This is a genomic window from Reinekea sp. G2M2-21 (assembly GCF_015687175.1).
Classification (GTDB): domain Bacteria; phylum Pseudomonadota; class Gammaproteobacteria; order Pseudomonadales; family Natronospirillaceae; genus Reinekea.
This window is the reverse complement of the sequence record NZ_JADPQG010000001.1, coordinates 1,373,965-1,400,157: the sequence shown is the minus strand read 5'-3', so window position 1 is coordinate 1,400,157 and position 26,193 is coordinate 1,373,965. Positions and strand designations below refer to the sequence as shown.

21 protein-coding genes are annotated in these 26,193 nt (G+C 46.7%); 15 read left to right on the top strand and 6 right to left on the bottom strand.

Annotation, left to right across the window (positions count from 1 at the left end; translation table 11 throughout):
* The first annotated feature begins 27 nt into the window (after positions 1-27).
* Together yaaA and IYN85_RS06435 are read left to right on the top strand one after the other, a co-directional pair.
* Positions 28-810: a peroxide stress protein YaaA gene (gene yaaA, locus IYN85_RS06440; RefSeq protein ID WP_196157993.1), complete on the top strand. Its 783-nt coding sequence runs from the start codon at positions 28-30 to the stop codon at positions 808-810.
* Between the two features lie 11 nt (positions 811-821).
* Positions 822-1,412 (top strand): YajG family lipoprotein, encoded by a 591-nt coding sequence (locus IYN85_RS06435; RefSeq protein ID WP_196157992.1) that lies wholly within the window; start codon positions 822-824, stop codon positions 1,410-1,412.
* A 61-nt stretch (positions 1,413-1,473) separates the two neighbouring features.
* Here the strand turns inward: IYN85_RS06435 and IYN85_RS06430 are convergent, their stop codons facing one another.
* The gene (locus tag IYN85_RS06430; protein WP_196157991.1) at positions 1,474-2,379 is read right to left on the bottom strand and encodes a LysR family transcriptional regulator; all 906 of its coding nucleotides are present in this window, start codon (positions 2,377-2,379) and stop codon (positions 1,474-1,476) included.
* Positions 2,380-2,681: 302 nt separating this feature from the next.
* Here IYN85_RS06430 and IYN85_RS06425 point away from each other — a divergent pair, with 302 nt between their 5' ends.
* The 6 genes from IYN85_RS06425 (at position 2,682) to IYN85_RS06400 (ending at position 7,582) form a co-directional block, all read left to right on the top strand.
* Positions 2,682-3,737, top strand: coding sequence for a DUF5610 domain-containing protein (locus tag IYN85_RS06425; protein ID WP_196157990.1), 1,056 nt, complete (start codon positions 2,682-2,684; stop codon positions 3,735-3,737).
* Positions 3,738-3,840: 103 nt separating this feature from the next.
* Complete coding sequence (locus tag IYN85_RS06420) at positions 3,841-4,131, top strand: glutaredoxin family protein (protein ID WP_230390505.1); 291 nt, start codon at positions 3,841-3,843, stop codon at positions 4,129-4,131.
* Between the two features lie 284 nt (positions 4,132-4,415).
* Entirely contained in the window at positions 4,416-5,111 is a 696-nt protein-coding gene (locus IYN85_RS06415) for a hypothetical protein (protein WP_196157989.1), read from the top strand.
* A 131-nt stretch (positions 5,112-5,242) separates the two neighbouring features.
* Positions 5,243-5,653 carry a DUF6436 domain-containing protein gene (locus tag IYN85_RS06410; protein WP_196157988.1) on the top strand — a complete coding sequence of 137 codons (411 nt, stop codon included), beginning with the start codon at positions 5,243-5,245 and terminating at the stop codon, positions 5,651-5,653.
* 154 nt (positions 5,654-5,807) lie between these two features.
* Positions 5,808-6,737 (top strand): chemotaxis protein, encoded by a 930-nt coding sequence (locus tag IYN85_RS06405; RefSeq protein WP_196157987.1) that lies wholly within the window; start codon positions 5,808-5,810, stop codon positions 6,735-6,737.
* A 47-nt stretch (positions 6,738-6,784) separates the two neighbouring features.
* Positions 6,785-7,582 carry an MOSC domain-containing protein gene (locus IYN85_RS06400; protein WP_196157986.1) on the top strand — a complete coding sequence of 266 codons (798 nt, stop codon included), beginning with the start codon at positions 6,785-6,787 and terminating at the stop codon, positions 7,580-7,582.
* A gap of 6 nt (positions 7,583-7,588) precedes the next feature.
* On the opposite strand, the gene IYN85_RS06395 is transcribed toward IYN85_RS06400, so the two are convergent.
* From IYN85_RS06395 to IYN85_RS06380, 4 genes are all read right to left on the bottom strand, one after another.
* Positions 7,589-8,101, bottom strand: coding sequence for a hypothetical protein (locus IYN85_RS06395; protein ID WP_196157985.1), 513 nt, complete (start codon positions 8,099-8,101; stop codon positions 7,589-7,591).
* Between the two features lie 58 nt (positions 8,102-8,159).
* A complete protein-coding gene (locus tag IYN85_RS06390; protein ID WP_196157984.1) occupies positions 8,160-10,058 on the bottom strand; it encodes a lytic transglycosylase domain-containing protein in 1,899 nt (632 codons plus the stop codon).
* Positions 10,059-10,251: 193 nt separating this feature from the next.
* Positions 10,252-13,395, bottom strand: a complete 3,144-nt coding sequence (locus IYN85_RS06385) for an efflux RND transporter permease subunit (protein ID WP_370592162.1) — start codon at positions 13,393-13,395, stop codon at positions 10,252-10,254.
* An 11-nt stretch (positions 13,396-13,406) separates the two neighbouring features.
* Complete coding sequence (locus IYN85_RS06380) at positions 13,407-14,498, bottom strand: efflux RND transporter periplasmic adaptor subunit (RefSeq protein ID WP_196157983.1); 1,092 nt, start codon at positions 14,496-14,498, stop codon at positions 13,407-13,409.
* 78 nt (positions 14,499-14,576) lie between these two features.
* Here IYN85_RS06380 and IYN85_RS06375 point away from each other — a divergent pair, with 78 nt between their 5' ends.
* From IYN85_RS06375 to fadA, 5 genes are all read left to right on the top strand, one after another.
* The gene (locus tag IYN85_RS06375; protein ID WP_196157982.1) at positions 14,577-16,463 is read left to right on the top strand and encodes an ATP-binding cassette domain-containing protein; all 1,887 of its coding nucleotides are present in this window, start codon (positions 14,577-14,579) and stop codon (positions 16,461-16,463) included.
* 21 nt (positions 16,464-16,484) lie between these two features.
* Complete coding sequence (locus IYN85_RS06370) at positions 16,485-17,198, top strand: hypothetical protein (RefSeq protein ID WP_196157981.1); 714 nt, start codon at positions 16,485-16,487, stop codon at positions 17,196-17,198.
* Between the two features lie 8 nt (positions 17,199-17,206).
* The gene (locus IYN85_RS06365) at positions 17,207-17,716 is read left to right on the top strand and encodes a hypothetical protein (RefSeq protein WP_196157980.1); all 510 of its coding nucleotides are present in this window, start codon (positions 17,207-17,209) and stop codon (positions 17,714-17,716) included.
* 372 nt (positions 17,717-18,088) lie between these two features.
* Positions 18,089-20,233: a fatty acid oxidation complex subunit alpha FadB gene (fadB, locus tag IYN85_RS06360; protein ID WP_196157979.1), complete on the top strand. Its 2,145-nt coding sequence runs from the start codon at positions 18,089-18,091 to the stop codon at positions 20,231-20,233.
* A gap of 15 nt (positions 20,234-20,248) precedes the next feature.
* Entirely contained in the window at positions 20,249-21,424 is a 1,176-nt protein-coding gene (gene fadA, locus IYN85_RS06355; RefSeq protein ID WP_196157978.1) for an acetyl-CoA C-acyltransferase FadA, read from the top strand.
* A gap of 39 nt (positions 21,425-21,463) precedes the next feature.
* Here fadA and IYN85_RS06350 read toward each other — a convergent pair whose 3' ends face one another.
* Positions 21,464-22,165: a hypothetical protein gene (locus tag IYN85_RS06350; RefSeq protein WP_196157977.1), complete on the bottom strand. Its 702-nt coding sequence runs from the start codon at positions 22,163-22,165 to the stop codon at positions 21,464-21,466.
* 128 nt (positions 22,166-22,293) lie between these two features.
* Between IYN85_RS06350 and topA the strand changes: the two genes are divergently transcribed.
* Together topA and IYN85_RS06340 are read left to right on the top strand one after the other, a co-directional pair.
* The gene (gene topA / locus IYN85_RS06345; RefSeq protein ID WP_196157976.1) at positions 22,294-24,972 is read left to right on the top strand and encodes a type I DNA topoisomerase; all 2,679 of its coding nucleotides are present in this window, start codon (positions 22,294-22,296) and stop codon (positions 24,970-24,972) included.
* Positions 24,973-25,163: 191 nt separating this feature from the next.
* Positions 25,164-26,192, top strand: a complete 1,029-nt coding sequence (locus IYN85_RS06340) for a threonine/serine dehydratase (RefSeq protein WP_196157975.1) — start codon at positions 25,164-25,166, stop codon at positions 26,190-26,192.
* The last annotated feature ends 1 nt before the right edge of the window (position 26,193 follow it).

The following is a 26,193-nucleotide window of genomic DNA, read 5'->3' as shown; positions in this document are numbered from 1 at the left end:
TACATCAGTGTAGGGGTTAACGAGAGTATGGTGAAGGTTTTAGCGGTTATTTCACCGGCCAAAACTTTAGATTTTGAGACTGACTCACCGGTAGATGACGTTTCCGATTATCGATTCGCAGATGAGGCTCAAAGTCTTATTGATGAATTAAAAGCGAAATCCTGCGCTGACATTGCGCAACTTATGTCGTTATCGGAAAAGCTGGCAGCGCTGAACGTAGAACGGTATCAGCAGTGGCGACCTGTAATGACGGCCGCTAACAGTAAACAGGCGTTATTTGCCTTTAAAGGTGACGTCTACACGGGTCTTAGCGCCTACACCCTAACCAAACCGCAAATTATCCAGGCTCAAAGGAAAGTTCGCATTCTGTCGGGTCTGTATGGCTTGTTACGCCCATTAGATACCATACAACCTTACCGATTGGAAATGGGGACGAAACTATCGAATTCCCGCGGTCAAAATCTCTACGAATTTTGGGGCAATCGGATTACCGATCTGTTGAACCAGGACGTCGCGGAGTCCGACGCAGATTATCTGATTAACCTTGCTTCGCAAGAGTATTTCAGGGCGGTTGATACCAAGCAGTTGGCGGTTCCTGTAATTACGCCGGTTTTCTTGGACGAAAAAAATGGCAACTACAAGATCATTTCGTTCTTTGCCAAGAAAGCGCGGGGATTAATGATAAGGTACATTCTGGATAATCAGCCGACGTCACTTAAGGCATTGAAAGCCTTTGACTACGCAGGTTACAGTTTTAGTGCTGCTGATTCCGATCAGTGGAACTGGGTATTCAAACGAAAACAACAATGAGAGGGATTACTATGACACAGGTTTTTAGTCGGTACATTAAGTCGTTTCTGTCGGGTGCCGCGGCCGTCGCATTTGTCGGTTGCGCTCAACTCTCACCGCAACAGGTTGACTTTCAACCCAGCATTCCGACTCAAGGGATCATTACTGGGAGCGGTACTGCCAATCTGACGGTAGCAGATAAACGCGCTGACCCCATTATTGGGTATCGTGGCGGCGTGTATGAAGAAACTTCCACAATTGTAGCCAAGCGACCACTCGATAAAGTTATTGAATCACTGGCATTACAAGTACTGGAAAAAACAGGCATAGAACTGTCCACTGCATTTCCTGACATGAACATTGCAATCTCTTTGGACAAGCTCAGTTACATCACTGAAGACCAAAAGGCGAGTATCAAACGGACGACTGCCATGGCCGCAGTCAGTATCGAAGTTATGAAAGGCAATACAACGTTTAGCAATGGCTATACAACCAGTCAGTATATAGATACGGTCGGGTATCCAAGTGAGGAAAAGAACGAAGTATTACTAAACTCTGTGTTTGATTCGGTTCTGGAAAGAATGTTCAGCGACACGAAACTCGGCGCATTTGTCAGTAATTAACCGAACCTAATGTCAAACGAAATAGGGGGCTCTTTTCGCCCCCTTTTTAATGCTATTCGGACTAAAGATCGTCCAAATTGTGTTCGGTGAAATAGTTGGCCATAAAATCGACAAATGCTCGACTTTTGGCCGACAGATAGCGGTTCTCTGGATACACAACATGAATGGTTCGTACCGGGAAATTAATTTCCGGCAGAATATGGACAAGCTTGCCAGAGTCCAGATGTTCCCTAATCATATAGATGGGCAGTGCCGCCAAACCCATACCGTTTAAAGCAGCCTCACACAGGGTGTCGAGGTCATTTACCGTAAAACGTCTCTCTTTATTGGACAATCCAGCTTCCTTAATAAACCGCTTGATCCACCGAGGTTCGGCGAAGTCTATGCCGGACACCATTAAGATAAAATGATTCACCAACTCATTGAGCGCTTTAGGTTTATCATGTTTTTCCAGATATTCTTTGGATGCAACCAGAATCACTTTTTGACGAGCCACGGGTCTGGCCACCAAACGGCTGTCTTGCAGGGAGCCGAGGTGAATGGCCAGATCAATTCCTTCTCGAACTAAGTCAAGTCCTTTGTCGGCCAACGTCAGGTCAAAATTCACATTTGGGTTTTGCTCCAGAAACTGGGCAAAAATTTTCATGAGCATGGAGCGCCCAAACGTCGGCGTTGCAGATATCTTCAACGTCCCTCGAGGACTGGTCTCTAAGTCTTTTACCATGTGCTCGGCTTCTTCGAGATCCTCCAGGAGCCGGCTACAGCGGTTGAAAAACAGTTGGCCTGCTTCCGTTGGGCTTACAGAGCGCGTGGTGCGATTCAACAAGCGTACCCCCAGTCTGTCTTCCAAAAGACTGATCTGCTTACTGACTGCTGAAGGCGTAAGTCCGAGTTGGTGTGCAGCATTGGTGAAGTTATTCGCTTTGACGACGGTTGTGAAAATTATTAGTGAGTCCAAACGTGCCATTTATCCATGTCCTGATACAAAACTTGCGATGGGAAAATCATAGAGATTAACAGTTCATTAATCTAGTGTTATTGATGAGATATATTCCACAATTATTCAGCGCAGTTATAATAAATATTTATGATAATAGGCATGTTTATAGGTTTTCCAGATTTTCAGCGTTCCGTGCGTTACAAAATGCAACGAAAGAAAGGTGAAGAAATCAGGTTTTTAGCCGCTAACCAAGATGCTAGGTTTTATTCACTTTTGGATGCACACCTTGTTGTGCGCGGTATCCGACACGGAAAATGGAGGGAAGGTTCATGCTTCCGAATTTATTAAATAACCACTCGTCGTCGGTCAGCTATAGCAGTTATCAATCCCGGTTTGAGAGTCAGTCTTACCAGAAGTTGGACCAACAGCCCATTTCTACACAACAAGCTGAAAAAACAGAAAGTGCGCGCGATGCAACGTCCAAAGCTGATAATTTCAATGTTGATGCCTTAGTTGAGCAAATTTGGAGTTTCGCGAGTGCCCGTATTGCTAAAGCAGAAGCTGATGGCGCGTCTGAAGCTGAATTGGACAGCATGTGGAAGGCTGCCAAACAGGGGGTCGCTCAGGGCTTTAGCGAAGCCAAGGACGTTCTGGAGGGTTTGGGCGAATTAGATGATCCACTGGAAATGAAAATTAACTCCGCGTTTGGCCAAATTATGGACAAACTGGATGAGCGCTCGTTGGAACCAATGGACAACATACAAACATCGGTGCCCGAGCCCTCTGCCAAACGTACTTCGCCTGAACGTGCGATCAGCCTGTATCAATATGAACGTCAGACATTTGCTTTGGATCTAACCACCGCGCAAGGAGACAAGATTCAGATCCGTTCGGTTGCAGAAGAATCTTCTACGGCAGATGACTTGCGCTTCGGACGATTGTCTTCAACTCAATGGAGTCACAGTGAAACCAGTGGGTTCAGTCTGGTTATCAAGGGCGACCTGAACGAGCAGGAAGCTGCTGACCTTGATGCCTTGCTTGCCAATGTGAATGAACTGGCGGAAGAGTTTTACAATGGCGACTATGAAACGGCTCTGGAAAAAGCTCAAGCGTTGAGCATTGATGGTACAACATTGAAATCGATGGATTTGTCTATGCAAGAAACGCAGCATAAAGGTGCCAGCGTTTATGCCGAAATGGCTGGCCAACCATCGGCTCTGCCGAAAGGTTTGGAACCTCTGAAGCAATATGCGCAAAAACTAATGGATGCTCAGGAAAAATGGCAAGCCCAGTTCAATTCCGCAAAAGACTTCCTTACGTCACTCGATAATCATCCGCGAAACAATGGTGCTCTGTCGCGAGCAGCTCATTCGCTCATGTGGTAATTCAATATAGGCCGGCTAGTGTTTTTCAGGTCGGCCTGTGCTTGCAACGTTTCTCTAACTTAAGTTGACCGTTACCATTGCTCTTGTGTTCATGGTGGCTTCATTGATAATAGCTCACCCATTTGGCCATCAGAGTGAGTCTGTTTTGGATTATATCCTGTACCACACCTTAGGTTGCCATCTCTGCGAATTGGCGGAAGAGGTGATATCCGATTTTAACAGGACAGCCGACGATCGAGTGGTATACGTCAAAACTGATATTGCTTCAGATGATGATTTAGTGCAGCGGTTTGGCATCCGCATTCCGGTTCTGTATCGTATAAACGATCAACGTTGTCTTGATTGGCCGTTCAATACGGTGTCACTGCAGTCATTTGTTCACGGAGGTTACTAACGCTAGCTGATGGTGGATTCTTGGCGCTGATCCGTCGTTCAGTCTTCAGCAGGACACCCATGTCGTTTAGTGCCTTTGATTGTTCAGCCCTTTTTCAGCAAATCTAATACACGAATTTATCGATTGCCGAAGAATCGAGCTTTTTTAGCCGGTCCAATCATCAAGCTTTGAGATGCTGTCGGTTTTATTTTTGAACAATACCATTTTAATGCCACACCCAAAGGCTACGTTTAGGTTTCGTTTTTGGTAACATAGAAGCCGAATTTTCCTGATCTGGAGTCTAAATGCGGTTCATTGTCAGCCTGATCTCACTATTTTTATTACTGGGTTGTTCTACTGCTCCCTTAAAAACAACCGCTATTCACCAGGCACTGGTAACCGATTCGGCTATTCGCCAAGCGGTCGAACATTGTGTCGACTTGGGAATTGAGGAAAGCCGACTGGCTATGCGGGAACAACAAAATTGGTGGTTACGCAACAACACCTTGGTACTGGCAGCTGATTATGGCGTGCTCGAATTGAACTGGGAACAAGTTCCCGATGAAGCCGAATCTCAACGTGCGGTGTTGGCGATACAGACGTTAGAGCAAATTCAGTTGGATGCCAATGACCAGGTAGAACGCTGGTTCGGTGATTACGATGAAACGGACGACTGCCGTAAAGTATTCGGCAATGTTGCGAAGGGGCGTCTCGATTTAGCTCGTGATAAGAAATTGGCCGAAGAGTTGACAGCCATTGCCCAGCGCCGCCAGAGTGTGTCGAACGACGCGGAATCAGCTCGCTCTATAAATACACGGTATCGTAAATATGGCCGATCATTATTTGTCGTTGAAAAGGTATTGCGAGATGCGGGCTGCTCCAAACCAAATGTCGCGCTGCTGAGGAATTCGTGGCCACTGGAGGTTTATGACGCCGTTTGCACGCCACAAGATTATCTCTTAGTGAAATGTGAATGGGGCCGTTGCGACGTTAAACGCTGATGCTGAAGCCTTTTCGAACTATTTTCTGGCTGGTTCTACTTGCTTTAATGCTCGTTGCGGGACTTACAGCCAGTCAGTGGTTTCAACATCGGTATGTAGGATTGATGTTGGAGAATGTAGCGGACTCAAACGTGTTTTTTGCATCATGGCAGAATGCGATAACCTCAAACGATACGTTACAACATCCCGCCGTCATCCATAATCTGCCAGATGATTGCTTGTGTCGCGCGCTAACGGCTAAACACGCAGGGCAAATATCAGCACAAGCCGGACAGAGTGGTTTTTATACCTTCCAAATCTTGAGCAATCATCCAGAGTTGGGAAAATCGGTAGACATACTGGACTCGATTGTAAGGCAGATTGCGCCGGTCATCATCATTACTAATGCCCAGGGGCGTATCGCTTACGTGGGAGCTTACAGTGATGGTATACGGTGTAATACAGGGACCAGCTTAGTGAGTCGCTTTATAGCCTCTCCAGAAGATTTGCCTGCAATTCCTGTTGTTGGCCTGGATGTAAAGACCTGCCGTTGTGCTGAATAGCAACTCCACATTGAACACCGTTATTGCTAAAACATGCTTTTCATTTGCGGACAATCCAGCGGCGGCTTAACACGGTTTCTTTATTTTTGACTACACTTATCCCGATAGAAGCCGATAACTCGCTAAACGGCTATGTAATGAAGTGGGATACGCAATGTCAGAGATGTTAAAAAATGTTGATAGTCGGACCAATCTGGTTGGTCAAAATCGACTTGAGTTGCTGATGTTCAAGCTGGTCGGCCGCCAAATGTTTGCGATCAATGTATTTAAAGTCCAAGAAGTATTGACGCTTCCTGCACTGACCTTAATGCCTCATCGTAGCCCATCGGTCATTGGTGTTGTTTATCTGCGAGGCAGGGCATTGCCGGTTATAGACCTGAGCCAAGCCATTGGTATGCGACCCATTGTTTATAATGATGAATCCACTATCATCGTGACTGAATACAATTCGACAGTCCAGGCCTTTCTGGTCGGCTCAGTTGACCGCATTGTAAATTTGAATTGGGAACAGATTAAACCGCCACCAACAGGCGCGGGGCGTCATCATTATTTAACGGCCATTACGCAGTTGGAAGAGCAGATCATTGAAATTGTTGACGTAGAAAAGGTTCTCTCAGAGATTGCTCCATTGAGCACCGAGTTGCCTGATCACATATTGCAAGATGAAATGATCGCCAGAGCAGCAGGCAAAGAAATATTAATGGTCGACGATTCACAAACTGCGCACACACAGGCTCACGCAATTTTTACCAAACTTGGCCTGAAAGTGCATCAGGCGATGGATGGCCTGGAAGGTTTAGAGTTTCTCATTAAAATGGCCGAGGAAACCGACGGTCCCATTACCGATCGGTTATTGCTGGTTGTCACCGACGCGGAAATGCCAAGGATGGATGGTTATCGCCTGACGACCGAAATACGCAACAACCCAAAACTGAAAGATCTCTTTGTGGTATTGCATACGTCTCTAAGTGGCGCATTTAATGAGGCAATGGTTGAGAAGGTCGGTTGCAATCGTTTTTTGTCAAAATTCAAGCCTCAGGAATTAGCAGAGTTGGTGCGCAACCGAATAGAGGAGTTAAGTTAGTCACGAAGTTTGGTATGATCAGATGTGTCTACCATTCGGGTTTTTCAATGAACACGACAACTATATCCGATCTATTTGTATATCCTATAAAGTCCATGGCTGGTGTGCACGTGCATTCACTATCCTTTGGAAGTTTTGGGGTTCGGGATGATCGCCAATACATGCTGGTCGATCAAAAGCACCGTTTCATCACCCAGCGCACTCATCCAATACTTGCTCAGTTTAAACCCCACGCTATCGAACCGGGTATATGGCAGGTGCTGGGCCCTCACGGCGCACAGGTCGATATATACGCCGAAAGCACAACGGAATCGGTTATAGAAACCTCGGTTTGGAAAACTTCCCTTAAAACGCGTGAAAAATCTAAAACGGTTTCACGCTGGTTCTCAGAACAACTCGATGAACTGGTGTATTTGGTTGAGTTTGATGATCTGGAAAGCCGGTTCCGCACGGCTCAGGGCCACCAAGCGCCGTTTGCGTTTGCTGACGGGTATCCTTTGTTGGTATGTAATCAATCCAGCCTGGAGGCATTGAACGCTGCATTGGGCCAGCGTTTAGACATGAGCCGTTTCCGTCCAAATATTGTCGTTAGGTTGGATGAGTTCCAAGAATATGAGACCAAGAAACTGCGGTTGGAGAAGGGAGGTTCTATCGTGTTCGCAGAGCCATGTGTTCGTTGTAACGTTCCTGCCATAGATCCTATGACAAGTGTTTATCAACGTGAATTGCATCTTCGCATGAAAGAAATCCTACGCAGAAACGAGCGTGTTATTTTTGGTATGAATGCGATCACAACTAACTGTGCCAAATTAGAGATTGGGGATCAGCTGACCGTAGTCAGGTAGGTCTGGTTAGAACAGTTCAATATCGTCGTCAGATTGCTTATTTTTTTCAACCTGCAGATTGGCAAGCGCTTCTTCTACAGGCACACCAGACAGTATCTGCTGAAAAATTTTCCGTTCAGATTCCATGGTCAATTTCTGTTGAATAGAGTGTTGGAAATGCCGCCACTGATCTGGACTATTGCGCCTTTCTTCATCTCCGATTATGTGACTCATCGTTTGTAAAGAATTGGAAACATGATCCAACCGTTGTGACATGCGATCATAAAATTGGAAGGCAACAATGCCTTGCTCAATGCGATGTTTTACGTCTGTCAGATCGGTGTGGTCTATGTCCGTTTTGTGGGTAATCAGATTATTGAAGGTGTCGGCTAGATTAACGAAAGACTCAACCAGTTCTGAAACGCTTTCGCCACCATCGTTCAGGATAGATTGCAGTTGAGCAACGGACACACCCAACATCAACAATGTTTCTTGAGTAAAATGCCAACTGGATTCTTCTGTATCATGATTATCAGACATGGCTTAAATCTTTATAATGCTATGATTTGAGCATAGCCTCATCTCATCACAGTTCAAATTAATTTGAAGAGTCAATTTTCAACGCTGCGAGCGCGTCGTTAGGATGAGTCCAACTCGCGAGGTGCCAATCTGATTCGTTCGTCAGCGCATAAATTTGGCTGTAGACCAGTACCGATTTAACGTAGTTGCGGGTTTCGTCAAAGGGAATGCTCTCGATCCAAATTTTTATGTCATTCGGAAACAGTTCTCGCCATGCATTAACTCGGCTGGGTCCCGCATTGTAAGCCGCTGTTGCGAATACCGGATGATCGAAACGACCGAGTAATTCGTGCAAATATTGACTGCCAATTTGGATATTGGTTTGCGGATCAAACAGAGCGTTTGTTCCTGAAAACGGAATACCAAACCGCTTGGCCGTTTGTTTTGCGGTACTGGGGAGAATCTGCATAAGCCCATAGGCCCCAGCCGGACTGACCGCAGTGTTTTCATAACGGCTTTCTTGTCGCATGACGCCGTAGATCCAGTAGCTGGGCAAATCCAACTTTTCAGCCTGGCTGTTTACGATGTGATCAAAGGCATTTGGGTAACGCAAATGAATGAGATCATATCGTCCACTCCAACCTGCGGACTGAGATGCCTTTGCATACCAACCCCAGGTGAGAGCCAGTTCAGCTGCCGTGTGTTGCTGTTCGTTATCGAGATTTCTGACCAGTAAATTCCATTCAACTTGAGCGCGGATAATATCGCCTGATTCAAACAGTTTCTGGGCTCGTTTTATCTCATTACGGTTTGCCAGTTGTTGCATCGTCACGGGAGGGTAATCCGGTTCTGCATTCAAGCTAGGCGGCAGCCCCAAGGTTCCTGCTGCCAGATAACCGTAATAGAGTCTTTGTTTACTTAACGCCTTTAACGGATTGTCCTCACTTGATGAACCCTCGGTTTTTAACCGGGCGTAGCCGTACCAATATCGCCATTGGTCTTTCCGCTTCAAGGCATCACTGAGCTGCTGGTAGTAAGAAATTATGGTGTTGTAGTCTTTTTTTGTTAGTGCAATCTGTAAACGCCAATGCTGTACGTCTTCATCTTCTCCTTTTGGGTCAGCAATAGACAACCAATACGAAGCCTCTGGCAACGCTTGTTTCGCCATGGCAATACCCAAGTAGCGCGACGCTTCTCTGATCTGCTGTTGAGTAATAGCTGGCGTGGCCTTTACGATCTGTAGCCATAAATTAGACGCAGAACGAGGGTCCTGATACGCCATTCGATTCACGGCGGCTAACGCGAGCTCGTGCATTTTGCTTGAGTCCGGGTTGTAATGTTGGCTGACGATATGTCTGGGATTACTGTAGACTTCAGCCAAAAATTGTCCATGTGATTTTGCTTCTGCCGTTTCATAAAAGCGATTAAGGTAGCGCAACAGCTTTCCATTGCGTGAATAGAATGCCCGTAATTGCCGATTCCAGACTAGCGTCTCTGCGTTCGACTGCTTGGAGATCCAATCAATCAAAAATGGATCGCAATGGTCCGGACGCGAAAGTCCACTGTCCCAAAGTGACGCGACTTTCAATTCGTCAATTGATTGATTCAATTCTTGCTGCGACTGTAAAAAATAACAAATAAGGTCCGGGTCGGATTCGGCCGCGAAAGCCTGATTAATGGTCTGCCAGTCTTCTCGGCGAATCAATTCATCCCGCCATTTTGGGGTAAAAAACCAGGCCGCAGCTTTGTTTTCTGGATTCTTCAGAAAAATATCAACGTCTGTTTGCGAAAGAGTGGTGATGTTTTGGCTTAACCAGTGCTCGTAAAGGTGGGGGTACAAAATATCCGAACGCCATTGTTCTAATTCAGCCGGAGACACCAAAGATTGTTCGATCAACCTAACTTTAGATTGGTACATGGTGATCGCTGTTGACGTTAAAGGAAGGGCAATGGCAATTAGAAATATAACAATACGCATAACCAACGCATCAATTCAGGGAGTCATTCTAAGGCTAAATGGTTTTTAAGGAATTACAAGTAAAACGCTGTTTAAGTTTCTGATATATAAGACCTCTGTAATATTTCATTTGCGGCCAGCCTAGCGCTTAAAGCATAAAAAAAGAGACCATAAGATCTCTTTTATTATGTTCAGCAGTCACCTGTTTGGAGGGTTAATTGTGGGCTTTGACTTTCCGGCGTCCCGTAAAAGTGCGAAACCGTTCAATAAGCATCAGCAGACAAGGGGTCAGTACCAACGTCAAAATGGTAGCGAATGTTAGTCCCCCGGCAATGGCCGTTGACAATTCAGTCCACCATTGTGAGGAGGGGGCGCCAATGGAAAAATCCCGGTTTACCATATCAATTGTTAACTGCATAACCATGGGGATCAGACCCAAGATCGTGGTTATGGTGGTTAACATGATGGGGCGTAAACGTTGTGCACAAGTGACCATCGCCGCTTCAATTGGCTCGACACCTTGAGCGCGAATAACATTGTAGGTATCAATCAATACAATATTGTTATTCACCACAATGCCGGCGAGAGCAATAATGCCGACACCACTCATGACTACACCGAAAGTGGATCCTGAAACCAGTATAAAGCCAAACACTGCAAAGGTTGATGTGACAATAGCCGACAGGATCAACAGCGTCTGCATGATACTGTTAAACTGCGTGACCAGAATAATCACCATGACAAACATAGCCACACCAAAGGCTTTTCCAAGGAAAGCCATGGTTTCAGCCTGCTCTTGCTGGTCGCCGGTAAAACGGAACGCAACGTTAGCGGGAATCAGATCCTGTTCATACATGGATTTCAGCTCTATTCCTAAATCATGAATAACTTCGGATACGGTTTCACCCGCAGCAACATTAGCTTCGATATCAAAGGTTAATTTTCCATCGGTTCTAAACAAGTCGCCCTGTTTGTTTTGCGCGCGGCGCTCAATAAAGTTACTGATAGGGACTTGCTGACCACGAACCGTTATCGTCAAATCATCAATCTGGTCGAGATCTCGCCCATTGAACGGATAGCGTGCGCGAATTTCCACTTCATCATCTGCATCGTCCGGGCGGTAAGAGCCGATTTTAAGGCCATTAGTGATCATTCGAATTGAAGAGCCCACCGTGGCAATGTCAGTGCCAAAGCGCGTTGCCGCTTCTCGATCAACGTCAATACGCCATTCCAAACCATCTAATGGACGGTTGTCCGACACTTCTTTGATTCTGGCGTCTTGTTGTATCCGTTTCACAACGAGATCCACTGCGTCGCGCAAATCATCGATATCGTCTGAAAAGAACTGCAATTGAATATCGATACCGGTGGTTGGTCCCATTTGCGCCTGTTGTGTTTCTACGACGATACCGGGGATAACGCTCGCGGCGTCTACAGCATCGTCAAGAATGATCGCTGTAGAGGGGCGCTCTGGAGTCCAATCGACGAATTCCAGCATCAAAGTTCCGATGGTGTCTTCGCGCCCTCCGTTCGCCGGGGTGGTGTTGACTTTGGTGGTGACGGTCTTAATGTTGTCAATAGCCAAGATGATTTCTTCGACTTGCTTAACCAGATTATCCCGCTCGCTCAAGGAAAGGTTGCCGCGTGCGCGAACTTCTATGGAACCAAAGTCCGCATCCACTTCCGGGAAAAATTGAGTATCGGGTGGATTTTTGCCCATAGCGACAATAATGCCGACCATCGCGAGGATAAACACCAGTGTAACGGTACCGGCGCGAGGCAGTATCCGACCAACAAAGCGCACATAAACACCCAACATGCCGGGGATCTTGTGGAATTCACCGTGATCGATCGCATCCATCGTGATTCGTTGATTATTGGTTACCGGTAGGGGTTTACCAAACATAAAGCCAAAAGCGGGCACGGCTATCAATGCCATGATCAGTGACGCTGTTAAGGTGATCAGAACTGTCTTGGGCAAGAAGCCCATGAACTCACCTGGCAATCCTGGCCAGAAAAGCAATGGCATAAATACCGCTAAGGTGGTTGCTGTTGAAGCGATAATAGGCCATGCCATCCGGGTTGCAGCCTCACGGTAGGCTGACCTACGATCAGCCCCTTCTGACATTCGGCGATCCGCATATTCAGTGACCACGATCGCGCCGTCAACCAACATCCCGACGCTCAGTATCAGGGCAAACAACACGACGATGTTGAGGGTAATTCCCATCAACGACAACGTTAAGATCGCCGCCAAGAAAGAAGAGGGAATGGCCAAACCCACCAGTGCCGCGCTGCGAACACCCAACGCCCAGACAATCACGACAAATACCAGAAGCGTGGCGGTCAGTACTGAATTGAACAGGTCACTTAACTGCTGCTTAATCATGATGGAATTATCTTGCGTGAAAGTTACAGTTAACCCTTCAGGCCAGTAAGGTTTCACAGACTCGACCACTTCTTTGGCTTGCTCGATGGTTTCAATCACGTTTTCGCCAACACGTTTTTTAACTTCGAGCGTCACTGACGGTTGCCCATTCACTCGGGAGATGCTGACCGGATCTTTGTAGGTGCGTTGGCCGACCGCAATGTCTTTAAAGTGAACAACCGTGTCTCCATCGACCTTGACCGGCAGGTTCAGGATATCTTCTTCAGTTTCAATGAGGCCGGGCACTTTAAAAGAAAAACGTCCTGCCCCGGTGTCCAGGTTTCCGGCGGTCACTAACTGATTATTACGCGACACAAGATTAAACAACTCACTGTGGGAAATGTTATAACTGGCCATCAACGCCGGGTCGATAATAATTTCCGCCACTTCGTCACGTTTGCCATTCAGCGTCGCTTCTAGCACTCCAGGCAACGCTTCCAGCCGGTCCTGCAGGTCTTCCGCCACTCTGAACAACACGCGTTCGTCGACGTCGCCCGCTAACGAGATATTAATCACCGGGAATAAAGCAAGGTTTACTTCCTGCACACTAGGGTCATCGGCCTCCGCGGGCAGATTTGGCTTCGCCGCATCGACCGCTTCACGCACATCTGACAGGGCGTCGTCGATATTGACGTCTAATTCAAACTCAAGAGTAATTGAAGCTCGACCTTCGCTGGCTGTACTGGTGACTTCTTTCAGTCCTTCCAGAGAGTTCAGTTCTTGTTCCAGTGGTCTGACCAGTAAACGATCAGCGTCTTCCGGAGAGATGCCCTCTAGACCCGTACCAACATACACATAGGGAATGGAGATATCAGGCTGGGCTTCTTTTGGGATGCCGATGAGCGATACAATGCCCGAGATGAAGACCAGCAAAAACAACAGAAGAACCGTTCGGGTCCGATCAAGTGATGCGTTTATCACAGATACCACGTTAAGGCTCCTTACAGGCCGACAGCGATGGTGCTGTCAAATTCGTTAAACGTCGGATTGGTTTCATCGCCAATGTTCACGAATCCCTGACCAACAACAATTATATTCGCTTTTTCAGGCAAGCCTCCAACCCAGACGCCTTCGGTTTCTGAATGCATGATGTGAACTTCGTTGAATATAACTTGGTTAGATTGGTCTAACGTTTTCAGGCCCATGACTCCAGCTTCGTTTATATACAGCAAAGCAGGGCTGATAAAGTGCCCCTGGTCGCGTTCAAGATCAATAGTAGCTACCGATGTCACTCCCGATACATTTCTATTTACTGGGTTCAACCGTAATTCGACTGAAAATGTGCGCGTGGCGGCATTCGTCACTGAGCCAATATAACTGATTTTTGCTGGAGCGAGTTCACCGTTGATCAGTTCAACGGTGGCGGTTTGTCCCAATTTCAGCGAGCTGATGTCTTTCTCCGAAACAGCACCTACGAACTTAAGTTCACTGTAATCATATATTTCAGCGATGGCGTCGCCTTGGCGTATAAAGCTGCCCAACTCGAGATTCATATTTTCAATCTGGCCATTGAAAGGTGCCCGAATGGCGGTATTAGCCTGCTGCAGTTCCAAGCCCGCCAATTGGGCTTTGGCCTGTTCATAGTTGGTCAGCGCACCGGCCAGTTGCACTTCATTCTGCAGTCCCTGTCCCTTCAGTTTTTGTGCACCTTCATATTCTAGTCGGGTTTGATCGACAAAAGCTTTCGCTTGTTTCAGGCGAGCAGGTATGTCTTGTTGATCGAGTTCGGCAATTACATCGCCTTTTTTGATGATCTGCCCCTGTTCTTTTAATAAACGGACAACTTTACCATTTGCTTCAGATCGAACAGTCACTGAGCGCTTGGCTTCAGTGATGCCGTTGATTTTCAAAGACTGGTTGACCCAACGGGATTCACTGGGGACGACCTGAACCGTGGCTATTAGAGACTTGGCCGGTTGTGGATTTGAGTTAAGCTGTGCTTGATTGTCGTCGGAACCTGAAGCCATCCAAACGACGAAAAGAACAACGATAATGATCGCAATTGCCGGTCCGGCAAATCTATTTTTAGACACAAATCTCACCTCAGTTTAAAATCGCGCGACACACTAATTGGTAACCACTTTGGCAGCGAGTGCCAAAAGTCAGTCCTTATGAGTCAAATAATCTTCGATCAAGTACATTTCGCCCTTGGGGCAGCCCCATTATTGGATCATTGTTCATTCATTATTGAAAAAGGAGAACGCTTAGCCCTGGTTGGGCGAAATGGCGCTGGCAAATCTACCTTATTAAAGCTCATTCTAGAAGAATATCATCCTGACTCGGGGGTCATTAAATACGCACAGGGCCTCAAAATAGGCCACTTACAGCAAGAATTGCCCGAAGGTGATGAGCGCTCGGTGATGGATGTAGTTCTCAGTGGCGTTGGAGTTGTCGGTGAAGCGTTGATTAAATATCAGCAACTTGCTCTTCAGCAAGCCCCGGATCTGGATGAAATGACCCGATTAAGTCATCTGATCGAGGAAGGCGATGGTTGGCATTTTCAAACTAAGGCGCTTTCAATAACCACTCGTTTATCCCTGGATGAGAATGCTCAATTTGGCAGTTTATCCGGCGGCTGGCGTCGTCGCGTGTTGCTGGCCAGAGCTTTAGTCGGAGAGCCTGATATTCTGGTACTGGATGAACCAACCAACCATCTGGACATCAAAATGGTGGAGTGGCTCGAAGAATTGTTACTTGGCTACAGTGGCACCCTGATATTTGTTTCGCATGACCGCTCGTTTATTGATCGCCTGGCAACACGTATCATTGATCTGGATCGTGGGGCCGTCAGCTCCTATCCGGCGCCGTATGAAGCTTATCTTATTGCCAAAGAGCAAGCGCTTGAAGTTGAAGCAAGCCAGCGTGCACAACAGAATAAGGTGCTGGCACAGGAAGAAGCCTGGATCCGACAGGGTATTAAGGCGAGACGAACGCGAAATGAAGGTCGGGTTCGTGCCTTAAAAGCGATGAGGACTGAACTGGCTGGCCGTCGTAACCAGCAGGGCACCGCTAAATTTGACATCAGCAGCCAACAGTTGAGTGGCAAAAAGGTCGTGGAACTGGATAACGTTTCCTTTGCCTACCAAGAGCAGACTATCGTTGATCGTTTCAGTGAATTGGTTGTCAGGGGCGAACGCATCGCCTTACTCGGGCCTAACGGCATCGGGAAATCGACTCTGTTAAAAATAATGCTAGGTCAGTTAGAGCCACAAACTGGCACCGTACAGCAGGGCACCAAGCTTGATATTGCCTATTTTGACCAAGCACGGATGGCTTTGGACCCAGAAAAGACACTGATGGATTCCGTCGCAGAAGGGCGTGAATTTATCGACGTTGGCGGTAAAAGCCGTCACGTCATCAGTTATCTGGAAGACTTTCTTTTTGCACCAGAGCGTTGCCACATGAAAGTTCGCCAACTAAGCGGCGGTGAAACCAATCGACTGTTACTGGCGCGGCTGTTCAGTCAGTCAGCTAACCTCTTGATCATGGACGAACCGACTAATGACTTGGACATGGACACCCTGGAATTGTTGATCGACCGGCTGTCTGATTTCAGTGGCACAGTATTGTTGGTTAGTCATGATCGTTACTTTATCGATCAACTGGCTACTAAGTCATGGGCGTTTGAAGGCGACGGGGCAATACGAGTCTATCCCGGTGGCTATGAAGATTGGAAAGCACAGGGCGGCATTTGGCCGGGTGAGCGGATTAAAGCGGTCAAAAAAGAAGAGGACGCCGCAATTCCTGAGGCGAAAGCTGTACCGGTCAAGTCTAAGAAGCTCAGTTATAAAGACCAACGTGAGTTCGATCAGATGCCTGCTAGAATTGAAGAGCTAGAATTGAAAATTGAGACTTTAGAAGCAGAAGTCTCTTCACCGGACTTTTACAATGCCCCAGCTGAGCAAACTGGTCATGTTCTTGAGCAACTTCAATCATTACAAACTGAATTGAATCTAGCCTACGACCGCTGGGCGGAACTCGAAAGCAAGGTAGATTGATTTAATTTTACGGAGCAATAAATGAGCATAACGTATCTGTTTAAATTTCTAGAAGATGGCACAGAACTGACTTTTGAAACTGCCTCTGCTACGGATAAACAGCATAACCCCCATTCAAAGACGCCTGCATCATGGACTAAGTTAGAATACTGCCAATGTTCTAACTGCCCATTGAAACGTTCTGAGCACAGTCATTGCCCGGCTGCGTTGGACATGCAACCCATCGTTGAAGATTTCCGCAAATTGCCCGGTTTCACTAAAGTTGAAGTCATTGTTAAATCGCATGAACGTGAATATCGCAAAGTCACTGGTCTGGAAGAAGGTTTACGCTCATTAATGGGTTTGGTCATGGCCAACAGCGATTGTCCTATTCTTGCCAATCTCAAACCAATGGCGTTTACACATTTACCGTTCTCCAGCCAGGATGAATTTATAGTGCGGACGGCCGGGACCTATTTGTTGCGACAATATTTCAATATGAAAGACCATAAAGAAGCAGATTGGGATTTGGATGGGCTGGTTGCCCTAAACCGCGAACTGCAACTGGTTAATCAGGCCGTGTGGCAACGAGTACACAGTGCCTGTGAGGGCGACTCAAACCTGAAGGCCTTATTAAGTTTCTTTACGCTGTCCTCCAGCGTCTCTTACTCCTTAGAAACGCAACTGAACAAAATAAAAAGTAAATTCTTAAATGAGACCACGTCTTTAAAAGAATTTGAATTGCCGAATAAGTAGAGAAAGCCATGAATGCACTGTTCGTCATTCTACCCATCCTGATCGTCGCCGGTGCATTCTTATGGTTAAAGCCGTCACCACGGGACCAATTCCTGGCCAAACTGCGTTCAGAAGCGCTCACCAGAGGGTTTCGCGTCACAAGCTTAAGGGTCCCAGATACCAGTGAGTTTGGTCGCGTCAATCAAAAACAGCAAATCGTAACCCTTTATCAAATAGGGCTGCGATTGGTTGATGGCGAGGCTCCTGAATTTATCCTGCTCAGAACTACAGGGGAGTCGGGGGCTTATCTGCCTTCTGGTTGGACCTGGGATTTACGTCGCCACCTATCTGCGGAGCACTATGCCTACTTAGCGGAATTTGTGACGCAACTTCCTGATAGCATTTCTGTGATCTCTCTTTCGAAAGATGCGGTGTCGCTATGTTGGGACGAGAAAGACGTCGCGGTGACCTTCGATAAATTGACACATTGGCTCAAAGACATCGCTATTGGCTTCAGAAAAGAGTTGATTACGGCCTGATAACGGTTCTCGTAATGAAATACCCTGTGCGCGGTCTCCAAAATCACTAGAGACCGCGTTCGTTAGAGGTGTCCATAGCCCTCCAATCTCTCGTTTTACAATTCCTTCCTTTGGCAAATAAACCGCGCAATCCCGCTCAGCAGGCGCATTGATGGCTCAGTTAACGGTCTGTCACTCACTTTAAACTGTTGACATGCGTCAAGTTCTGGCTATTGTATTTCACAAATCAAACAATCGTTTGAAACTGGTGTTTGATTTTGCCTGCTTTGGCGATCATTAACGGTTAAAACCGCAGATTGATGACAACAACGCTAAAATACGCAGTGCAATCAAACACAGGTGTCCGAACAACGACAATAATGGAGACATTACATGATCTACCAGGGCAAAGGCGTAACCGTAAAAGCTCGAGATGGTGGTTTAGCTGAATTGGTATTTAACCTTGAAGGCGAATCTGTCAATAAATTTGATCAGGCAACACTCGCGGAGCTTTCTGAAGCAACGGAAGTGTTAGCCAAATCTGACGTGAAAGGATTGTTAGTCACCAGTGGCAAAGATTCCTTTATCGTGGGAGCTGATATCACTGAATTCCTGCAGTGGTTTGAACAGTCCGAAGAGGACATTGTTGCGGATGTTCTGAAGGCAAATGAAATTTTCAGTGCTTTCGAAGATCTTCCTTTCCCGACAGTCGTTGCAATTAATGGTATCTGCCTTGGTGGCGGTATGGAGATGGCACTGTCGTGTGACTACCGGGTTATGTCTGAAAAAGCCAAAGTCGGCTTGCCGGAAGTTAAGTTAGGTTTGTATCCGGGCTTCGGTGGAACTGTTCGCTTGTCACGTGTCATCGGTGCAGACAACGCAATCGAATGGATTGCGGGCGGCACGGAAAATAGAGCAGAGGCTGCTTTCAAAGTTGGCGCTGTCGATGCCGTTGCCAAAGCTGATCAGGTTAATGAGGACGCCTTTAAGCTGCTGACTCGTATCGCTAATGGTGAACTTGACTACAAAAACCGTCGCGCGGAAAAGAAAGGCAAACTGCAATTAAACGCCATTGAGAGCATGATGGTGTTTGAAACGGCGAAAGGTTTTGTTGCTGCCAAAGCGGGTAAAAACTACCCGGCACCGGTTGAAGCCATTAAAACCATCCAGAAACACGCTAACTTTGAACGTGATCAAGCGATTGCCATCGAAGCCAAAGGTTTTGCGAAACTGGCGAAAACAACCGTGGCTCAAAATTTAATTGGTCTTTTTCTGAACGACCAGACCATCAAGAAAATTGCTAAGACACACACCAAATCCTCGCGCGATGTTAGCCAGGCGGCTGTGTTGGGCGCAGGCATTATGGGCGGCGGTATCGCTTACCAAAGTGCCTACAAGGGCACGCCTATTTTGATGAAAGACATCAATGAGTCTGGAATTCAATTAGGTTTGGACGAAGCGTCTAAGTTGTTGGTGAAAGCTGTAGAACGCAAGAAAATGAACATCAACAACATGGCCGATACACTCAATCGTATCCGTCCAACTCTGTCATACGGAGACTTCGGTAATGTCGATGTTTGCGTTGAAGCAGTTGTTGAAAATGTTAATGTTAAAAAGGCGGTCTTAGCTGAAGCGGAAGGGCATTTAAAAGAAGGGGCTATTCTGGCTTCAAATACTTCAACGATTTCTATCACTGAACTCGCGACTGCACTGAAAAAACCCGAAGATTTCTGTGGTATGCACTTTTTCAACCCTGTGCATCGTATGCCTTTAGTCGAAGTTATCCGTGGTGAAAAAACCTCCGAAGAAACGATTGCGACCGTTGTCTCTTATGCCCAAAAAATGGGTAAGACGCCAATCGTCGTAAATGATTGCCCAGGATTTTTGGTTAACCGCATTCTGTTCCCATACTTTGGTGGCTTCGCTGCGTTGTTGCGTGATGGCGCTAACTTTGAAACTGTTGACAAGGTCATGGAAAAATTCGGCTGGCCGATGGGTCCTGCCTATTTGATGGACGTTGTGGGCATCGACACAGGCGTTCATGCGCAAGCGGTGATGGCGGATGGTTTCCCTGATCGCATGAAGCAGGAATTCAAATCTGCAATGGATGTCATGTTTGAGGAAAAACGTTACGGCCAGAAAAATAACGTTGGCTTTTACTCTTATGTCCTGGATAAAAAGGGCAAATCCAAGAAAGTATCGGATGAAAAAGCTCATGCGTTGGTAGCCTCTGTGGCACAAGGCTCATCTGAGTTTGACGATCAGGAAATTATTGATCGTTTGATGATTCCAATGTGTCTGGAAACTGTTCGCTGTTTAGAAGACGGTATTGTCGATACGCCAGCAGAAGCAGACATGGGCTTGGTTTACGGTATTGGGTTCCCTCCATTCCGCGGCGGTGCACTGAAATATATCGATGATATCGGTACTGCCCAGTTCGTCGAACTTTGCGAAAAGTATTCAGCACTGGGCAAACTTTATGAGCCGACTGACAAACTTCGCGAAATGGCTAAAAACAACCAGAAATTTTACGGTTAACAGGAGAGGGTAACTATGAGTATTCGAGATAATGATGCAGTAATTGTCGACTTTGCCCGTACTCCAATGGGCCGGTCAAAAGATGGTAGCTTCCGTTTCACTCGCGCTGAAAACCTCAGTGCCGATTTAGTCAATGGTTTGCTGGCACGCAACAGCGCGCTGAACCCGGCAGATATCGAAGACATTATTTGGGGCTGCGTGAATCAAACCCTGGAACAGGGCTGGAACGTTGCGCGAATGATGCAATTGTTAACCAATATACCGCACACCACGACTGCGCAAACGGTGTCTCGCCTTTGTGGTTCTTCAATGTCTGCTTTGCACATTGCGACGGCTAATATTCGAGCAGAAGATGGCGACGTTTTTCTGATCGGTGGTGTCGAACACATGGGTCACGTAAGCATGATGCATGGTGTTGATCCCAATCCTACCTTGTCTAAAAAAGCAGCAAAAGCTGCTGGCATGATGGGCGTGACGGCCGAACTGTTGTCTAAAATGCACGGCATTTCACGCCAGCAACAGGACGAATTTGGGTATCGATCTCACCAGCGTGCGCATCAGGCAACACTAAACGGAAATTTTAAAAATCAAATAATTGCAATGCAGGGTCATGACGCAGACGGTAATCCATACCTGATGTCAGAAGATGAAACTATACGCCCTGAAACAACCGTGGAAGGCTTGGCATCATTGCGTCCAGTGTTTGATCCGAAAGCAGGAACGGTAACAGCGGGTACTTCCAGTCAGATAACGGATGGCGCATCTGCCATGTTGGTCATGTCTTATAAAAAGGCAAAAGAACTGGGTTTGAAGCCACGCGCGGTCATCCGTTCTATGGGCCTTGCAGGTGTTGATCCATCCATTATGGGTTACGGGCCTGTGCCAGCAACACAAAAGGCGTTGAAGAAGCTTGGTATGAACATCAGCGACATCGACTATGTTGAACTTAACGAAGCCTTTGCAGCGCAGGCACTACCTGTCCTGAAAGATCTTAAACTGTTGGATCGTATGGATGAAACAGTAAACGTACACGGTGGCGCCATTGCACTGGGACATCCATTCGGTTGTTCCGGTGCCCGTATTACCGGTGCAGTAATGAATGTCCTTGAAGAAAAAGATGCACAATTTGGTCTGGCGACTATGTGTATTGGCCTTGGCCAGGGCATCAGTACGATCATCGAGCGAGTGTAGTTTCTAGAGTTTTTTTCGATAAGCGGCCATCCGGCCGCTTTATTTTTTTTCCGGATGATCAGGCATGGTTACATACAGTCCTGAAATTTCGCGGGAAACTGCTTTTATCTGGTCTGTTTTATCCGCAAATGTTAAATCAGAATTTATCAGTAACTCTTTCGCGTGTTTTAGGTAATTTGCCGCACTGCTGATTTCACCTCGCTGCCGAGCATCCTCTCCGTGATTTCGATAGGCTTTCACTTCAAGCAAAAGTGCATTTTTCATTAAACGAGATTTATGCTGACTGGCTTCCAGTTCATTGATTTCGCCCACGGATTGAAGTTCGCGAATGAAGCGAATTGTTTTCACAAAATGTTTTTTGAGTATGTAGATTTGACGATCGCTCGTTGGAATTTCAGGTTCTTGTGGCTCCGCCAGAAGCGCTTCAACTCTCGATTCAATTTGTTGAATATCCGAGAGATCGCGGAGTAATTGCTCATCCCCAGGTAATAATTTTAGGCCCTCCTGAATCAAACTCATCATCTTTCGACTCAGTGTGGAAATCAATTCTGGATTGCGGTCATAGATAAAAAGTGTGTTTATAATTTCATCAATATCCAACAGGTCGTTGCGCAGATCACGGATATGTTTGCGTTTTTGTTGCTCTTCTTTTTGTCTGGTATCCGCAATTTTCGAGATATACAGAGCACCAAACATGACGCCTAAAATCGCTAAAATGGCTACAAATGCCCAAAATGACATATCTTTTATCCTGATTTTCAATTCTTACTTGACGTAAGTTTTTAATTCTATATAACCCATCCGGCTTGCGGAAAAAGCAAACGTAGGTTACTTATATAAAAAAGACGTTGGAAGCGGAATTATAGCGCATGGGTAAATCACTGGTTATTGTCGAATCGCCTGCTAAGGCGAAAACAATCAATAAATACTTAGGCTCCAATTTTATTGTGAAGTCTTCGGTAGGTCATATTCGTGATCTGCCAACCAGTGGTCAAAGCAAACCTGTCGACCCAAAAGCTCGCGCTAAGCAGGCTGCCTTAACGCGTAAGATGTCACCAGAAGAAAAAGCCGTCTATAAAAAGAAGAAGTCTCAGGAGCAATTGGTGAATCGGATGGGTATCAACCCAAACGACGATTGGGCCGCGAATTATCAAATATTGCCAGGCAAAGAGAAGGTTGTTGATGAACTACGCCGACTAGCGAAAGATGCCGATTGCATCTATCTCGCAACCGATTTGGACCGCGAGGGAGAAGCGATAGCCTGGCACTTGCAGGAATCCATCGGGCAGATGCCGGAAAAGTATCGCCGAGTTGTATTCAATGAAATTACCAAAAAGGCCATTAATGAGGCTTTTGAACACCCAGGTGAGCTGGACATAGACCGTGTGAACGCTCAACAGGCACGACGATTTTTGGATCGTGTCGTTGGTTTTATGGTGTCACCTCTACTGTGGGCCAAGGTTGCCCGAGGTTTAAGTGCGGGACGAGTGCAATCCGTTGCAGTTAAATTGATTGTTGAGCGAGAGCGTGAAATTCGAGCCTTTGTTCCGGAAGAATTTTGGGACTTACACGCTGATACTCAATCGCCAAAAGGCGATGTGCGTTTTGAAGTCAGTCGCTGTGCGGGAGAGAAATATCGTCCAACGAACCGAGAAGAGTCAGATCAACACGTTGCCAGGCTTCAATCTGCCAACTATGAGATCAGCGCACGAGAAGACCGACCGACCAGTTCCAAGCCATCCGCACCATTCATCACCTCGACATTGCAACAGGCTGCCAGCACCCGCCTTGGTTTCAGTGTTAAGAAAACAATGATGATGGCCCAGCGGCTCTATGAGGCAGGTCATATCACTTACATGCGTACCGATTCAACCAACCTGAGCGCAGAAGCCGTCAATGCGGCGAGAGACTACATTGCCAATGAGTTCGGCGGCAAGTACCTGCCAGGTGATCCTGTCAGTTACGGCAGCCGTGAGGGCGCTCAGGAAGCGCATGAAGCGATACGTCCATCCGACGTCACTCGCAAGAGCACCTCATTAACTGAGATGGAACGTGATGCTCAGCGCTTATATGAGTTGATCTGGCAACGGTTCGTTGCTTGCCAAATGATGCCAGCTAAATATAAAAGCACCAATCTCATTATCAATACCAACAACTATGAGTTGCGTGCAAAAGGCCGTGTATTGGTTTTTGATGGCTTTACGCGGGTTATGCGTCCCGGAAATCGAGACGATGTAGTTGAACTGCCGGATCTTAAAGTTGGTGATCAACTGACGTTGCTTAAACTCGACCCTAAGCAGCATTTTACCAAGCCAACAGCCCGTTACACCGAAGCATCGTTGGTTAAGGAGTTAGAGAAGCTGGGTATTGGTCGGCCATCGACCTATGCCAGTATCATTTCTACTATCCAGGAGCGGGGTTACGTCAAGCTTGAAAGCAGACGTTTCTACGCAGAAAAAATGGGCGATATTGTTACGGAACGCCTTGATCAGTCGTTCAGCAACCTGATGCGCTATGAATTCACGGCACAACTCGAAGAGTATCTGGACGAAGTCGCTAACGGCAAGAAGAATTGGAAGGACGTACTTAATGAGTTTTATACTCAGTTCCTAGACCAATTGGATAGTGCAGAAGCGCCTGACAGCGAAGGCGGCATGAAACCAAATGAGCCGACGTTAACCGATATTGCCTGTCCGACCTGCGGACGCCCGATGATGATTCGCACCGGTACAACGGGTGTTTTTCTGGGGTGTTCCGGCTATAGCCTGCCTCCGAAAGAGCGTTGTAAAGGCACACTCAATCTGGTATCTGGCGATGAAGCCATTTCCGCTGACGACGATGACGAAGCAGAAGTCAATGAGTTGCGCCAGAAAGATCGTTGTCCGATCTGTTCGACAGCGATGGACAGTTATCTGATAGATGAGCACCGTAAGCTTCACGTTTGCGGCAACAACCCTCAGTGCAGTGGGTTTAAAGTCGAGCAGGGCGAGTTCAAGCTTAAAGGTTATGAAGGTCCGACACTTGAGTGCGATAAATGCGGCGCAGAAATGCAACTCAAAAGCGGTCGGTTTGGCAAGTACTTTGGCTGTACCAACGATGACTGTAAAAACACCCGTAAACTGTTGCGTAATGGCGAAGCCGCTCCACCAAAAATGGACCCAATCCCAATGCCGGAGCTGGCTTGTCAAAAAGTTGAAGATACCTATGTGCTGCGCGATGGCGCTGCGGGGATGTTTTTAGCTGCCAGTCAGTTTCCCAAAAACCGGGAAACCCGACCGCCTTTGGTTGCAGAATTATTACCGCACAAAGCTGAATTGCCTGAAAAGTACCATTACCTCTGTGATGCACCCATCAGCGACCCTGATGGTTTGCCCGCGGTTATTCGCTTCAGCCGCAAAACCAAAGAGCAGTATGTCATGTCAGAAAATGAAGATGGCAAAGCCAGTGGTTGGGCCGCTTACTTCGATAATGGCAAGTGGACAGTTCAGGAAAAAGCTAAGCCAAAAGCCAAAGCAAAGAAAACCAAAGCCACCACTAAGAAAAAATAGTAGTTTACATGAAAGGTGAATCCCGCTAGTGTTTGCAGGATGTCTCAGGAAATTAAGTTAATGCATACTCAAAATACTCAACAGCAGATTATTATCATCATTCCTTCGTGAATGGTGGGCTGTTTTGTATAAAAAAAAACCCGCCACTAAGGCGGGTTTTTTGCATTTGTTGACCCGTGAAAGTGGCATGAATGAGGTCAATAGAAATGTGTCAGTGCCAGCTCAGTTCGTTTCCCAATCATGTTCAAGTACCATCCTTGAAGGACATTCAGTGCGCTTCTATCCGCTTGCAACCCTACATTAAACGGACGGAGTTCATTTTTTCGCCTCGCTTGGCGCACCGAAGTGGACATAACATTTTTTTAAAGCGGGAGGATCAGCAGGAAATTCGGTCTTTCAAAGTTCGAGGCGCGCTAAATAAAATGCTTTCACTGTCTAAAAATCAGAAACAGACGGGGGTTGTTTGTGCCAGTGCAGGGAATCATGCCCAAGGATTTGCATTTGCTTGTCACTTATTAGGCATCCAAGGTGTAGTTTTTTTACCCCAAAACACACCAGAGCAAAAAGTCCGACAAGTGAAGTACTACGGAAAAAACAACGTGAGAGTGGTCATTTTCGGATCAAACTTCGATCACGCTTGTCAAAAAGCGCTGGAATACACACAAGAAACTGGAAAAGTTTTTGTGCACCCCTTTGATGACCCGGACGTTATTGCTGGGCAGGCAACCATTGCACTGGAAATGATATCGGATCAAAAGAGAGCTCTAGACGTTCTGTTGGTGCCCGTCGGTGGTGGTGGCTTAGTTAGTGGGGTTTCTTTAGTCTACAAAAGTCTTTCACCGCAAACGCGTGTTCTAGGTGTTGAAGTGGAAGGGGCTGAGGCTATGCATACATCGCTCGCTCAGCAAAGAAGAATCAGGTTGAACAGCTTGGATCTATTTGCCGATGGCACTGCAGTTAAGCAGGTTGGGCAATTACCGTTTGATATATGTCGGCAGTTGTTGGACGGCGTTATCGTTGTGACCAAAAAGCAGGTGTGTGAATGGTTATTTTCACTGAACAATGATCTTGCCATGATTGTCGAGCCCGCAGGAGCTTTGGCGGTTGCTGCAGCTATGACTATGGATCAGGGTGTTGATTTGAATATCGGCTGTATCGTGTCTGGCGGGAATAATGATGCATATCGATATTCCGAATATGAGCGTTTATTAAGGGCCTAAA

Coding starts and splice junctions, on each gene's coding strand:
- fadA (WP_196157978.1), top strand. CDS start 20,249: ATGAGTATTCGAGATAATGATGCAGTAATTGTCGACTTTGCCCGTACT.
- IYN85_RS06435 (WP_196157992.1), top strand. CDS start 822: ATGACACAGGTTTTTAGTCGGTACATTAAGTCGTTTCTGTCGGGTGCC.
- IYN85_RS06370 (WP_196157981.1), top strand. CDS start 16,485: ATGAGCATAACGTATCTGTTTAAATTTCTAGAAGATGGCACAGAACTG.
- IYN85_RS06350 (WP_196157977.1), bottom strand. CDS start 22,165: ATGTCATTTTGGGCATTTGTAGCCATTTTAGCGATTTTAGGCGTCATG.
- IYN85_RS06365 (WP_196157980.1), top strand. CDS start 17,207: ATGAATGCACTGTTCGTCATTCTACCCATCCTGATCGTCGCCGGTGCA.
- fadB (WP_196157979.1), top strand. CDS start 18,089: ATGATCTACCAGGGCAAAGGCGTAACCGTAAAAGCTCGAGATGGTGGT.
- topA (WP_196157976.1), top strand. CDS start 22,294: ATGGGTAAATCACTGGTTATTGTCGAATCGCCTGCTAAGGCGAAAACA.
- IYN85_RS06375 (WP_196157982.1), top strand. CDS start 14,577: ATGAGTCAAATAATCTTCGATCAAGTACATTTCGCCCTTGGGGCAGCC.
- IYN85_RS06400 (WP_196157986.1), top strand. CDS start 6,785: ATGAACACGACAACTATATCCGATCTATTTGTATATCCTATAAAGTCC.
- IYN85_RS06395 (WP_196157985.1), bottom strand. CDS start 8,101: ATGTCTGATAATCATGATACAGAAGAATCCAGTTGGCATTTTACTCAA.
- IYN85_RS06430 (WP_196157991.1), bottom strand. CDS start 2,379: ATGGCACGTTTGGACTCACTAATAATTTTCACAACCGTCGTCAAAGCG.
- IYN85_RS06340 (WP_196157975.1), top strand. CDS start 25,164: ATGAGGTCAATAGAAATGTGTCAGTGCCAGCTCAGTTCGTTTCCCAAT.
- yaaA (WP_196157993.1), top strand. CDS start 28: ATGGTGAAGGTTTTAGCGGTTATTTCACCGGCCAAAACTTTAGATTTT.
- IYN85_RS06425 (WP_196157990.1), top strand. CDS start 2,682: ATGCTTCCGAATTTATTAAATAACCACTCGTCGTCGGTCAGCTATAGC.
- IYN85_RS06390 (WP_196157984.1), bottom strand. CDS start 10,058: ATGCGTATTGTTATATTTCTAATTGCCATTGCCCTTCCTTTAACGTCA.
- IYN85_RS06405 (WP_196157987.1), top strand. CDS start 5,808: ATGTCAGAGATGTTAAAAAATGTTGATAGTCGGACCAATCTGGTTGGT.
- IYN85_RS06415 (WP_196157989.1), top strand. CDS start 4,416: ATGCGGTTCATTGTCAGCCTGATCTCACTATTTTTATTACTGGGTTGT.